Annotated in this window: 10 protein-coding genes; all 10 read right to left on the bottom strand. The window is 72.2% G+C overall.

All coding sequences use genetic code 11. The features are described 5' to 3' along the window. Positions 1–2,043: a primosomal protein N' gene (locus tag ABD332_RS20430; RefSeq protein ID WP_344503571.1), complete on the bottom strand. Its 2,043-nt coding sequence runs from the start codon at positions 2,041–2,043 to the stop codon at positions 1–3. A gap of 194 nt (positions 2,044–2,237) precedes the next feature. Continuing rightward, positions 2,238–3,431, bottom strand: a complete 1,194-nt coding sequence (metK, locus tag ABD332_RS20425) for a methionine adenosyltransferase (protein WP_344503570.1) — start codon at positions 3,429–3,431, stop codon at positions 2,238–2,240. 124 nt (positions 3,432–3,555) lie between these two features. Beyond that, the gene (gene coaBC, locus ABD332_RS20420) at positions 3,556–4,785 is read right to left on the bottom strand and encodes a bifunctional phosphopantothenoylcysteine decarboxylase/phosphopantothenate--cysteine ligase CoaBC (protein WP_344503569.1); all 1,230 of its coding nucleotides are present in this window, start codon (positions 4,783–4,785) and stop codon (positions 3,556–3,558) included. A gap of 6 nt (positions 4,786–4,791) precedes the next feature. Beyond that, complete coding sequence (rpoZ, locus tag ABD332_RS20415; protein WP_033356843.1) at positions 4,792–5,058, bottom strand: DNA-directed RNA polymerase subunit omega; 267 nt, start codon at positions 5,056–5,058, stop codon at positions 4,792–4,794. A gap of 167 nt (positions 5,059–5,225) precedes the next feature. Next, positions 5,226–5,546 carry an integration host factor, actinobacterial type gene (gene mihF, locus ABD332_RS20410; protein ID WP_033356842.1) on the bottom strand — a complete coding sequence of 107 codons (321 nt, stop codon included), beginning with the start codon at positions 5,544–5,546 and terminating at the stop codon, positions 5,226–5,228. A gap of 120 nt (positions 5,547–5,666) precedes the next feature. Continuing rightward, a complete protein-coding gene (pyrF, locus tag ABD332_RS20405; protein WP_344503568.1) occupies positions 5,667–6,509 on the bottom strand; it encodes an orotidine-5'-phosphate decarboxylase in 843 nt (280 codons plus the stop codon). Beyond that, on the bottom strand, positions 6,506–7,477 hold the full coding sequence (locus ABD332_RS20400) for a quinone-dependent dihydroorotate dehydrogenase (protein ID WP_344503566.1): 972 nt from the start codon (positions 7,475–7,477) through the stop codon (positions 6,506–6,508). The genes pyrF and ABD332_RS20400 overlap by 4 nt, the downstream gene beginning before the upstream one ends. Before the next feature lie 26 nt (positions 7,478–7,503). Beyond that, on the bottom strand, positions 7,504–10,806 hold the full coding sequence (gene carB / locus ABD332_RS20395; protein ID WP_344503565.1) for a carbamoyl-phosphate synthase large subunit: 3,303 nt from the start codon (positions 10,804–10,806) through the stop codon (positions 7,504–7,506). Beyond that, the gene (gene carA / locus ABD332_RS20390; protein WP_344503563.1) at positions 10,799–11,911 is read right to left on the bottom strand and encodes a glutamine-hydrolyzing carbamoyl-phosphate synthase small subunit; all 1,113 of its coding nucleotides are present in this window, start codon (positions 11,909–11,911) and stop codon (positions 10,799–10,801) included. The genes carB and carA overlap by 8 nt, the downstream gene beginning before the upstream one ends. Next, positions 11,908–13,113 (bottom strand): dihydroorotase, encoded by a 1,206-nt coding sequence (locus ABD332_RS20385; RefSeq protein WP_425552257.1) that lies wholly within the window; start codon positions 13,111–13,113, stop codon positions 11,908–11,910. Before ABD332_RS20385 ends, carA begins: the two co-directional genes overlap by 4 nt. Positions 13,114–13,129: the final 16 nt, after the last annotated feature.

The following is a 13,129-nucleotide window of genomic DNA, read 5'->3' as shown; positions in this document are numbered from 1 at the left end:
TCAGAGCAGATCCAAGGGGTCGACCTGGACGCGGACGGGGTCGGTGGCCTTGCGGGCGGAGCGCAGGCCGGCGGCGGAGCGCAGGGCGAGGGTGAGGGCACGGCCGCCGGACCGGCCGGTGCGGACCAGCATCCGCTCCTGGCCGTCGGCGGCGGGGACGGGGCCGAGGACCTCCGCGCCCTGCGGCAGCTTCGCCGCCGCCAGGAGATCGGCGACGGCGGCCGGCGCGCCCGTCAGCGACGCCATCCGCACGACCGGCGGGAAGCCGAGCTCGCGCCGGTCGGCGAGCTCGCGGGCGGCGAGCCAGCCCGGGTCGAACCGCACGAGCGCCTGCACGACCGCGAGCGACGCGTCGGCGACCACGACGACCGTGCCGGTGTGCCGGCACAGGGACGCGGCGGTCAGCCAGCGGCGCAGCGCCTCCTCGGTGCCGCGCAGGTCGGCGCGGGTGAGCAGGGCCCAGGTGTCGAGGAGGAGGACGGCGCCGTACCCGCCGTGGGCCACGGGCTCCGCGCCCGGGGTCGACACGACGATCGACGCCTCGCCGGGGACCGTCGCGAGGACGCCGTCGCGGCCCGAGGTCCGCACCGGGGTGTCCGGGAACGCCCGGGCGAGCTCCTCGGCGGTCCGGCGCGCGCCGACGACGGAGGCGCGCAGGCGTCTGCTGCGGCATTCCGGGCAGGCGTACGCGGCGGCGACCCGTCCGCACCACCGGCACGACGGCGGCGCGGTCGCCGACGGCAGCGCGAGGGGTCCGGAGCAGTTCGGGCAGCGGGCCGGGGTGTGGCACTCGGCGCAGGCGACCGACGGGATGTACCCGCGCCGCGGCACCTGGATGAGCACCGGCGTGTTTCGCAGCAGGGCATCGCGGGCGGCCCGCCAGCCGGCGGTGGGCAGCCGGGCCGAGACCGCTCCCGGGTCGCGGGCCATCTGGTCGTCCTCGCCGACGGTCACCACCTGCGGCATGTGCCGCCGCACGACGTCCCTGCCGGCGGCGACCTCGATGGCCCAGCCGGCCTCGACGAGCTGCTGGGCTTCGGCGGTACGCGCGAACCCCCCGACGATGATCCCGCACCCCGCCTGTTCGGCCCGGGCGAGGAGGACCTGCCGGGCGTGCGGGTACGGCGCCCTGGGCTCGGCGTGCAGGTCGTCGCCGTCGTCCCAGACGGCGACGAGGCCCAGGTCGGCGACGGGCGCTAAGCAGGCGGCCCTGGTGCCGATGACGACCTTCACGTGCCCGCGTGCCGCGGCGAGGAAGCGCCGGTACCGTTCGGCGGGCCCGAGCGCCGCGGACAGCGCCACGTGCGCCCCCGTGCCGCCGAGCGCACCGGTCATCGCCGCGTCGAGCCGGTCGAGGTCCCGGGCGTCCGCGACGACGATCAGCGCGCCGCGCCCGCCGGCGAGGGTGCTCGCCGCGGCCTCGGCGAGCCGCGCCGGCCAGTCCTCCCCGGGCAGCGCGGTCCACACGGCGTGCGGCCGACGCCCGTCGCCGAGGGCCCGCAGCAGCGCCACCCCCGCCGGGTACCGCCGCCACCCGGCCTCGGAGACCGCCGGCACCGCGATGGGCGGGATCCCGGCGGACCGGGCGGCCGCCGAAGACGGCACGTCCGAAGAAGCCTCGCCCTGAGACCCCTCGCCCTGAGACCCCTCGTCCGGAGACCCCTCGTCGGCGGCCGGCACGGAGGGTGAAGTTGCGGGGGAACGTTTCTCGGTGGCCGCGTGACGGGGCGGGACGGCGAGGCGGAGGACGTCGGACAGGGTCCCCGCGTAGCGGTCCGCGACCTCGCGGGCCAGGGCGGCGACCTCCGGCCGCAGCACCGGCTCCGGCGACACCACCTTGTCCAGGAACTGCAGGCGGCCCCCGTGCTCCGACTCCGCGACCCGCTCCAGCAGGAACCCGTCGGCGAGCTGGCCGGCGAAGCGGACCTTCACCCGTACACCTGGAACGGCGACCGCGTCGAGGGTGGTGGGCACCAGGTAGTCGAACGGCCGGTCCAGGTGCGGCAGCGGCACGTCGACGCAGATCCGGGCGACCGGCAGCACGGCGGCGGCCTCACGGGGCTTCGCGGTGCGCGACTTTCCCGCGACGCGCTCGGCGGCGGCTTTTCCGGTGGCCTTCGCGGCGGCCTTCCCGACCGGCTCCAGTGACGGGAAGAGACCGTCCTGTGATAGGCCGGAAATAGACGTTGACCGATCAATCCCGGTATCAGATTGATCGGCCAACGTCGAAGTGTGGATCAGGCGCCGGCGGCGGACTTCAGCTCGGCCGTGCGGCTCGCCTGCTCCCACGTGAAGCCGGGCAGCTCGCGGCCGAAGTGACCGTAGGCCGCGGTCTGCTGGTAGACCGGCTTGAGCAGGTCGAGGTCGCGGATGATCGCGGCCGGGCGCAGGTCGAAGACCTCGTTGATGGCCTTCTCGATCCGCTCGACCGGCACGACCTCGGTGCCGAAGGTCTCCACGAACAGCGAGACGGGGTGCGCCTTGCCGATCGCGTAGGCGACCTGGACCTCGCAGCGCTCGGCCAGGCCGGCGGCCACGACGTTCTTCGCGACCCAGCGGGTGGCGTACGCCGCGGAGCGGTCGACCTTCGACGGGTCCTTGCCGGAGAACGCGCCGCCACCGTGGCGGGCGTAGCCGCCGTAGGTGTCGACGATGATCTTGCGGCCGGTGAGGCCGGCGTCGCCCATCGGACCGCCGATCTCGAAGCGGCCGGTCGGGTTGACCAGCAGCCGGTAGCCGTCGGTCTCCAGGCCCAGGCCCTCGAGCTCGGGGGCGATGACGTGCTCGCGCACGTCGGGGGTCAGCAGCGACTCGAGCGAGATGTCGGGCGCGTGCTGGCTGGAGACGACGACCGTGTGCAGCCGGACCGGACGCAGACCGTCGTATTCGATCGTGACCTGCGTCTTGCCGTCGGGCCGCAGGTAGGGGATCGTGCCGTCCTTGCGGACCGCGGAGAGGCGGCGCGCGAGCCGGTGCGCGAGCGCGATCGGCAGCGGCATGAGCTCGGGCGTCTCGCTGCACGCGAAGCCGAACATCATGCCCTGGTCGCCGGCGCCCTGCAGGTCGAGGTTGTCGCTGCCGGAGCCCTCGCGGACCTCGATCGCGGAGTCGACGCCCTGGGCGATGTCGGGCGACTGGGCGCCGATCGACACGCTGACGCCGCAGGAGGCGCCGTCGAAGCCCTTCTTCGAAGAGTCGTAGCCGATGCCGAGGATCGTCTCGCGGACGATCTTCGCGATGTCGGCGTAGGCGCTGGTGGTCACCTCACCGGCGACGTGGACCTGGCCGGTGGTGATGAGCGTCTCGACGGCGACCCGGCTGCGGGCGTCCTGCGTGAGGAGCGCGTCGAGGATGCCGTCACTGATCTGATCGGCAATCTTGTCGGGGTGACCTTCGGTGACCGACTCTGACGTGAACAGGCGGCGGGCCAATGGTGCTCCTCAGGGGTTACGGCGTCGGTTTGGTTGGCTTCGCAGCAGTGTACGACTTGGCCCTCGAGAACCGACAAAGGCATGGTGGACTCCGGGCCGTCACATCGTCGTGGGACCGGGATGATCAGGGCAAACGGTCGAGTACGAGATCTAAAATCCTATCGGCAAGGTCGTCTTTGGACAGTTCGGGCAGGGCCGAACGGGTCCCGTCGGCGCCGAGGATGACCGCCTGGTTGTGCTCCGCGCCGAAGGTCTTGCCGACCCCGACCTCATTCACGACGATCAGGTCCGCGCGCTTGCGGAGCAGCTTTTCGTGACCGTTCGCGACGGCCTGCTCGATCGCGGCGGTCTCGGCGGCGAACGCGACGAGCACCTGCCCCTCCGGCTTCGCCGCGCCGAGCTCCGCGGCGATGTCGGGGTTGGTCACGAGCTCCAGGGTGGGCGCGGTCCCGTCCACCTTCTTGATCTTGCCGGGGGCGAAGACCGCTGGCCGGAAGTCGGCCGGCGCGGCCGCCATGACCACGGCGTCGGCCTTCGCGGCCGCGTCCAGGGTGGCGACCCGCAGCTGCTCGGTCGTCTCGACCCGGACCAGGTCGGCGCCGGCCGGGTCGGTCAGCGCCACGTTGGCCGAGATGAGGGTGACCCGCGCGCCCCGGGCGACGGCGGCCCGCGCGATCGCGTAGCCCTGCTTGCCGGAGGAGCGGTTGCCGATGAAGCGGACCGGGTCGATGGGCTCGCGGGTGCCGCCGGCGGTGACGACCACGTGCCGTCCGGCCAGGTCGGCGGCGAGGCCGCCGCGGCGCAGGAGCCGCTGGGCGGTGGCGAAGATCGCGGCCGGGGCGGGCAGCCGGCCCTTGCCGGTGTCGGCTCCCGTGAGCCGACCCACGTCGGGCTCCAGGACCACGACGCCGCGGGAGCGGAGCGTGGCGACATTGGCCCGGGTGGCGGGGTGCTCCCACATCTCGGTGTGCATCGCCGGCGCGAAGAGCACCGGGCACCGGGCGGTGAGCAGCGTGTTGGTGAGCAGGTCGTCGGCGAGCCCGTGCGCGGCCTTCGCGAGAAGGTCGGCGGTGGCGGGTGCGACGACGACGAGGTCGGCCTCGCGGCCGAGCCGGACGTGCGGGACCTCGTGGGCGCCGGTCCACACGTCGGTGCTGACCGGCCGGCCGGACAGGGCGGCCCAGGTGGCCTCGCCGACGAACGTGAGCGCCGCCGCCGTCGGCACGACCCGGACGTCGTGCCCCGACTCGGTCAGCAGCCGCAGCAGCTCGCAGGCCTTGTAGGCGGCGATCCCACCGGCGACGCCGAGAACGACCCTCGGCCGGTCACCGGCTCCGTCGTCCTCGGCGTGCATGTCGGACTAGACCTCTTCGATGCGCTCGGCGGTCAGCAGGCCGCTGTTGATCTCGCGCAGCGCGATGGAGAGCGGCTTCTCCTGCGGCGTGGTCTCCACCAGGGGACCCACGTATTCGAGAAGACCCTCACCCAGCTGGCTGTAGTAGGCGTTGACCTGACGGGCCCGCTTCGCCGCGAAGATCACCAGGGCGTACTTCGAGGTGGTCTTCTCCAGCAGCTCGTCGATCGGCGGGTTGGTGATGCCCTGGGGGTCTGCCACGGTTCCGGCCACGAAACAACCTCACGACTTTCCAATTGACAGCTCGCGAACCCGTAAACCTTACCAGGGTCGCGCGAACGCAACACACCAGGCCTGCGCAAACACAACGCGCCCGGACCCAAGGGGTCCGGGCGCGCCGAGGTCTCAACACTGGTCCGGGGGGACCGGCCACGCGGCAGTCACTTGCCGCCGGCGAACTCCCCGAGCAGTGCCTTGCGCTGCTGGTCGCCCAGGCCGCGGAGGCGGCGGCTGTCGGCGATCTTCAGCTTCTCCATGATCTGCGTCGCGCGGATCTTGCCGATGCCGGGCATTGCCTGCAGCACGGCCGAAACCCGAAGCTTGCCGACGACGTCGTCGGACTCCGCACGATCGAGCACGGCAGCGAGGGTGGTCTTCCCCTGCTTCAGTTGCTCCTTCAGCTCAGCGCGAGCCTTACGAATCTCAGCCGCTTTTTCCAAAGCGGCCGCGCGCTGTTCCGGGCTCAGTGACGGGAGCGGCACCAGGTCTCCTCAGGTCCCTTGAAAAGAATGTTGATGGTCTAGCGCCGGGAAAACTAGCGGTCACGAGCCATTTCGGCAACGTGGGTATCGCATGATCGACGGCCGGTGGCGGCTTGATGATCAGGCGGTGACCGCCAGAGCGGCCGCGCATTCGTCACGCGCCCGCTCCGCGGCAGCACGCAGCGTGGCCACGTCCGGGCCCGCGCCGAGGATCTCCCGGGAGTACGACGGCAGCACGTCAGGGGCTTGATCACCGAACGCGGCCCGCAGTCCGTCGGCCTTGCCGCCCTGTGCACCGAGGCCCGGAGCCAGGATCGGTCCATTGAGGTTCGTCAGGTCGTGGCCGTGCTCACCGAGCGTCGCGCCGATCACGACGCCGACGTCGCCGAGAGGCGTCACACCCGCGTTGAGCTGCGCAATCTCGTCGACGACGGTCTGCGCGACGGTCCTTCCGCCGGCCCCGACGGCGCGCTGGACCGACGCGCCCTCGGGATTCGACGTCAGCGCGAGGACGAACGCGCCGAGGCCGTTCGCGGCCGCCTTGTCGAAGATCGGGCGCAGCGAACCGACCCCGAGGAACGGGCTGACGGTGATCGCGTCGGCCCGCAGCGGGGACGCCGGGTCGAGGTACGCGTCCGCGTACGCGGCGGCCGTCGAGCCGATGTCACCCCGCTTGACGTCGAGAACTACAAGAGTCCGGGTCGAGTCAAACTGTCGGATAGTCGACTCCAGCACCGCTATGCCCCTGGAGCCGAAACGCTCATAAAAGGCGGACTGGGGCTTGATCACCGCGACCCGGTCAGCCAGGGCCTCCCCCACCGTCCGACTGAACGCTTCCAGGCCCTTGACATCGTCGGAGAGGCCCCAGGCGGTCAGGAGGGAGGGGTGGGGGTCGATCCCGACGCACAGCGGCCCCAGCGCGTCCATGGCGGCCCTCAGCCGGGCTCCGAACCGTTCGCTCACGCGTGCTCCCTGGTGGCGTGGACGGCCTGCTTCACGAGGCGCGGGCCGTGGTAGATGAATCCGGTGTAGAGCTGCACGAGCGACGCCCCGGCCTCGAGCATGCGGGTCACGTCGTCGGCGGAGGTGATCCCGCCCACACCGATGACCGGCAGCCCGCTCTCCTTGGCGACGAAGCGCACGACCTCCAGGGCCCGCGGTGCGAGCGGGCGGCCGCTCAGCCCGCCGGTCTCGGTCGTCGTCACGCCCGGCCGGGCGACGGTCGTGTTGGTGGCGATCAGCCCGGCGACGCCCTGGGCCAGGCACACGTCGAGCAGCTCGCCGAGCGCCGCGTCGGTCAGGTCGGGGGCGACCTTCACCAGCACGGGCCTGCCCGCCCGGTTCTCCGCGTGCAGCGCGCCGAGCAGCGCCGTCAGGTGCGCCTTGTCCTGCAGCTCCCGCAGCCCGGGGGTGTTCGGTGAGCTGACGTTCACCGCGAAGTACGCGCCCTGGTCGTACAGCTGCCGGAAACTGCTGACGTAGTCCTCGACGGCGCCGGTCAGGGGCGTCACCTTCGACTTGCCGAGGCTGATCCCCAGCGGCACGGGCAGGGGCCCGAGGGCCTTCAGCCGGGCCGAGAGGGCCCGCGCGCCGCCGTTGTTGAAGCCCATCCGGTTGACGATCGCCTCCTGCGGAGGGAACCGGAACAGGCGGGGGCGGTCGTTGCCGGGCTGCGGGTGCCAGGTGACGGTGCCGACCTCGACGAAGCCGAAGCCGAGGCGCGGCCAGGCCCGCAGCGCCCGGCCGTCCTTGTCCATGCCGGCGGCGAGCCCGACCGCGTTCGGGAAGTCGATCCCGAACACGGTCCGGCGCGCACCGGGCGGGCTGAAGGCCCGCTTCGTCGACGGCACCCGCGACAGCCAGTGCAGGGTCCGCTCGTGCACCGTCTCGGCGTCACCGCCGCCGAGACGGAACAGAACCGGGCGGACCATCCGCTCGTACCCCCCAGGTGAGGAGGTCACTGCTGCCCGCGCAGGGCGGCGTGCAGCTCCTGCAGCGGCCGGACCGTCATCTCGCCGCGCAGCAGCGCCTCGACGCCCATGACCGCGGCCGCCGCGCCCGGCAGCGTGGTGATGCACGGGATGTCGGCGACGACCGCCGCGCTGCGGATCTCGTAGCCGTCCTGCCGGCCGCTGGAGCCCTGCGGGGTGTTGATCACCAGGGCGACCTCGCCGCCGGCGATCATCGACACGGCGTTGCGGCCGCCGCCCTCCTCGAAGTGCTTCGGCACGATCTCGCAGGCGACCCCGTACCGGCGCAGCACCTGCCCGGTGCCGGCGGTGGCGACGATCGAGAAGCCGAGGTCGGCGAGGCGCTTGACCGGGAACACGATGCCGCGCTTGTCCCGGTTGGCGACCGTGACCAGCACCGTGCCAGTGGTGGGCAGCGACCCGTACGCGGCGGCCTGCGACTTCGCGAAGGCGTGGCCGAAGGACGTGTCGATGCCCATGACCTCGCCGGTCGACTTCATCTCCGGGCCGAGCAGGTTGTCCACGCCCTTGCCCTCGATCGTGCGGAAGCGCTTGAACGGCAGCACCGCCTCCTTGACCGCGATCGGCGCGTGATCCGGCGGGGTCCCGCCGTCACCGGTCGCGGGCAGCAGGCCCTCGGCGCGCAGCTCGGCGATCGTGGCGCCGAGCGCGATGCGGGCCGCGGCCTTCGCCAGCGGCACCGCCGTCGCCTTCGACACGAACGGCACGGTGCGCGACGCGCGCGGGTTGGCCTCCAGGACGTACAGGACGTCGTCCTTCAGCGCGTACTGGACGTTGAGCAGCCCCTGGACGCCGATGCCACGGGCGAGGGCGACCGTGTAGCGCCGCACCTCGTCCAGGTGCACCCCGGCGAGGGTGATCGGCGGCAGGACGCAGGAGGAGTCGCCGGAGTGGATGCCGGCCTCCTCGATGTGCTCCATGACCCCGCCGACGTAGACCTCGCCGTCCTTGTCGCACAGCGCGTCGACGTCGATCTCGATGGCGTCGTCGAGGAACCGGTCGACCAGCACCGGGTGCGCCGGGGAGATCTCGGTGGCGCGGGCGATGTAGCCACGCAGGGTCTGCTCGTCGTAGACGATCTCCATGCCGCGGCCGCCCAGCACGTACGAGGGCCGCACCAGCACCGGGTAGCCGATCTCGTCGGCGATGAGCTTGGCCTCGCCGAAGCTGGTCGCGGTGCCGTGCGCCGGCGCGGTCAGGCCGGCCCCGGTGAGGAGCTTGCCGAACGCGCCGCGGTCCTCGGCCAGGTCGATCGCCTCGGGCGAGGTGCCGACGATCGGCACGCCCGCGTCGGCGAGCTGCTGGGCGAGGCCGAGCGGGGTCTGCCCGCCGAGCTGCACGACGACGCCGACGACGCCGGGGCCGCCGGCGGCCTTGCCGGACTCGTCCTCGGCGTGCACGACCTCCAGCACGTCCTCGAACGTGAGCGGCTCGAAGTACAGCCGGTCCGCGGTGTCGTAGTCGGTGGACACCGTCTCCGGGTTGCAGTTGACCATGACGGTCTCGAAGCCCTTGGCGCGCAGCGCCATGACCGCGTGCACGCACGAGTAGTCGAACTCGATGCCCTGCCCGATCCGGTTCGGCCCGGAGCCCAGGATGATGACCTTGGGCCGGTCCGACGGGGCGACCTCGGTCTCCTCCTCGTAGGTGCTGTAGTGGTACGGGGTGCCGGCCGCGAACTCGGCGGCGCAGGTGTCGACGGTCTTGTAGACGGGCCGCAGGCCGAGCCGCTGGCGGAGGCTGCGCACGCCGTCCTCGCCGGCGAACTCGGGCCGCAGCGCGGCGATCTGCCGGTCGGACAGGCCGGCCCGCTTCGCCGTGCGCAGCAGCGGCTCGTCGAGCACGGCGGCGCTGAGGATCTCGGCGCGCAGGTCGACGAGCGCGGCGATCTGGTCGACGAACCACGGGTCGAAGCCGCTCGCCTCGGACACGGCCGCGACGCTGTGCCCCTCCCGCAGCGCGCGTTCGGCGGTGTACAGGCGGCCGTCGTGCGGCACCTTCAGCGCTTCGATCGGGTCGACGCCCGCCTTGTCGGGGTAGGTCCAGAAGCCGGCGGCCTTGGTCTCCATCGACCGCATCGCCTTGCCCAGGGCCTCCTGGAAGGTGCGGCCCATCGACATGGCCTCGCCGACCGACTTCATGGTCGTGGTCAGCTCCGCGTCCGCGCCGGGGAACTTCTCGAACGCGAACCGCGGGATCTTCACCACGACGTAGTCGAGCGAGGGCTCGAACGCCGCAGGCGTCTTGAGGGTGATGTCGTTGGGGATCTCGTCCAGGGTGTAGCCGATGGCGAGCTTCGCGGCGATCTTCGCGATCGGGAAGCCGGTCGCCTTGCTGGCCAGGGCGCTGGAGCGGGAGACGCGCGGGTTCATCTCGATGACGACCAGCCGGCCGGTCTGCGGGTGCACCGCGAACTGGATGTTGCAGCCGCCGGTGTCGACGCCGACCTCGCGCAGCACGGCGATGCCGAGGTCGCGCAGCCGCTGGTACTCGACGTCGGTGAGCGTCATGGCCGGCGCGACGGTCACGGAGTCGCCGGTGTGCACGCCCATCGCGTCGACGTTCTCGATGGAGCAGACGACGACCACGTTGTCGTGCTTGTCGCGCATCAGCTCCAGCTCGTACTCCTTCCAGCCGAGCACGCTCTCCTCGATGAGGACCTCGTGCACCGGGGAGGCGACGAGCCCGCCGCCGGCGAGCCGCTCGAGGTCGGCGTCGGTGTGCGCCATGCCGGAGCCGAGGCCGCCCATGGTGAACGACGGCCGGATGACGACCGGCAGGCCGAGCTCGGCGACGGTCGCGCGGACCTCGTCCATCGAGTGGCACACCCGGCTGCGCGGGGTCTCGCCGCCGGCCTTGGCGACGATGTCCTTGAACAGCTGCCGGTCCTCGCCGCGCCGGATGGCGTCGATGTTGGCGCCGATGAGCTCGACGCCGTACTTGTCGAGCACGCCCGCCTCGTGCAGCGCGACGGCGGTGTTGAGCGCGGTCTGCCCGCCGAGCGTGGCGAGCAGCGCGTCGGGGCGCTCCTTGGCGATGACCTGCTCGACGAACTCGGGGGTGATCGGCTCGACGTACGTGGCGTCGGCGAACTCCGGGTCGGTCATGATGGTGGCCGGGTTGGAGTTGACGAGGCTGACCCGCAGCCCCTCGGCGCGCAGGACGCGGCACGCCTGGGTGCCGGAGTAGTCGAACTCGCACGCCTGGCCGATGACGATCGGGCCGGAGCCGATGACGAGGACGTGCCGGAGATCGGTCCGCTTAGGCATTGGTTTTCATCAACTCCGCGAATCTGTCGAACAGGTAGTCCGCGTCGTGCGGCCCCGCTGCCGCCTCCGGGTGGTACTGGACGGTGAAGGCCGGCACGTCGAGGCAGCGCAGGCCCTCGACGACCCCGTCGTTGAGGCAGACGTGGCTGACCTCGACCTCGCCGAACTCGGTGCTGGTGCGCCCTTCGCGGGGCGCGTCGACGGCGAAGCCGTGGTTGTGGCTGGTCACCTCGACCTTGCCGGTGGTCCGGTCCAGGACGGGCTGGTTGATCCCGCGGTGGCCGTAGCCCAGCTTGTACGTGCCGAACCCGAGCGCGCGGCCCAGGATCTGGCTGCCGAAGCAGATCCCGAAGAGCGGGATCCTCGCGGACATGACCTCCCTGGCCAGGCTGACCGGGGCGTCGGCGGTGGCCGGGTCGCCCGGGCCGGGCGAGAAGAACACCGCGTCGGCGTTCAGCGCGCGGATGTCCTCCAGGGTGGTGCTGGCGGGCAGCACGTGGGTGGTCACGCCGCGGGCGGCCAGCCGGCGCGGGACGTTGCGCTTGATGCCCAGGTCGATCGCGGCCACCGTGAAGCGGTGCTCGCCCTCGGCCTCCACGGTGTACCGCTCGGGCGTGCTCACCTCGGCGGACAGGTCCGCGCCGAGCATCTCGGGCTGCTGGCGGACGCGCTCGAGGACGCCGTCGCGGTCGTCGTCGACGCTGGAGACGCCGACGCGCATCGCGCCGCGCTCGCGCAGGTGGCGGGTGAGGGCGCGGGTGTCGACGCCGCTGATCCCGACGATCCCCTCGACCGCCAGCCGGTCCTGGAGGCTGCCGGAGGCGCGCCAGTTGGAGTAGGACCGGGCGGGGTCGCGCACCACGTAACCGGCGACCCAGACGCGGCCCGACTCGTCGTCCTCGTCGTTGATCCCGGTGTTGCCGATCTGCGGCGCGGTCTGCACGACGACCTGCCGGTGGTAGGACGGGTCGGTCAGCGTCTCCTGGTAGCCGGTCATGCCGGTGTTGAACACCGCCTCGCCGAAGGTCTCCCCGATGCTGCCGAAGGCCTCGCCGCGGAAGGTGCGGCCGTCCTCCAGTACCAACAATGCTGCTCTGCGCTTCACCGAGTCGCCTTTCCGTTCAACACCGTCGGCTCGCCGCGCAGGTAGGTCGCCTCGACGCGACCGCGCAGCTCCATCCCGGCGTATGGGGTGTTGCGTGACCGGCTGGCCAGGGCGGTCGGGTCGACCGTCCACCGGACCTCCGGATCGAAGACCGCGATGTTCGCGACCTGACCGACCTGCAGGGCGTGGCCGTGCCCGGCGAGACCGGCGATCTTCGCCGGCGCGACGGACATCCAGTCCGTGATCCTGTCCCACTGCGGCCCCATCGTCTGTACGACGATCGCCAGGGCGGTCTCCAGGCCGAGCATCCCCGGCCTGGCGTACGCCCACTCGCACTCCTTGTCCTCGACGCTGTGCGGGGCGTGGTCGGTCGCGACGCAGTCGATCGTGCCGTCCTGCAGGCCCTTGCGCAGCGCGAGCACGTCGGCCTGGGTCCGCAGCGGGGGGTTCACCTTGTACACCGGGTCGTAGTCGACGGCGAGGTCCTCAGTGAGCAGCAGGTGGTGCGGCGTCACCTCGGCGGTCACCCGCCAGCCCTTGGACTTCGCCCAGCGGATCAGCTCGACGCTGCCGGCGGTCGACACGTGGCAGATGTGCAGGCGGGCGCCGACGTGCCCGGCGAGGAGCACGTCCCGGGCGATGATCGCCTCCTCGGCGACGGCCGGCCAGCCGGTCATGCCCAGGCGGGCGGCGACCTCGCCCTCGTTCATCTGCGCGCCGGTGGTCAGCCGCGGCTCCTCGGCGTGCTGGGCGACGACCCCGTCGAACGCCTTGACGTATTCGAGGGCCCGGCGCATCAGGCGCGGGTCGTGCACGCAGTGGCCGTCGTCGGAGAACACGCGGACCTTCGCCGCGGAGTCGGCCATCGCGCCGAGCTCGGCGAGCTGCTCGCCGCCCAGCCCGACGGTGACGGCGCCGATCGGCTGCACGTCGACCAGGCCCGCCTCGCGGCCCAGGCGCCACACCTGCTCGACGACGCCGGCCGTGTCGGCGACCGGTGACGTGTTGGCCATCGCGCACACGGCCGTGTACCCGCCGAGCGCGGCGGCCCTGGACCCGGACTCGACCGTCTCGGCGTCCTCCCGCCCGGGCTCCCGCAGATGGGTGTGCAGGTCCACGAGCCCGGGAAGCGCGATCTTGCCACCCTTTTTGTCCGGATTTATACGGACAATGACCCCGTCTTCGATGGTGATCTCGCCCAGCTGGGTGTCCGAGATG

The sequence above is a fragment of the Dactylosporangium maewongense genome (genome assembly GCF_039531485.1).
Classification (GTDB): Bacteria; Actinomycetota; Actinomycetes; order Mycobacteriales; family Micromonosporaceae; genus Dactylosporangium; species Dactylosporangium maewongense.
Note: the sequence above shows the minus strand (reverse complement) of the source record. Positions and strands in the feature narration are given on the sequence as shown.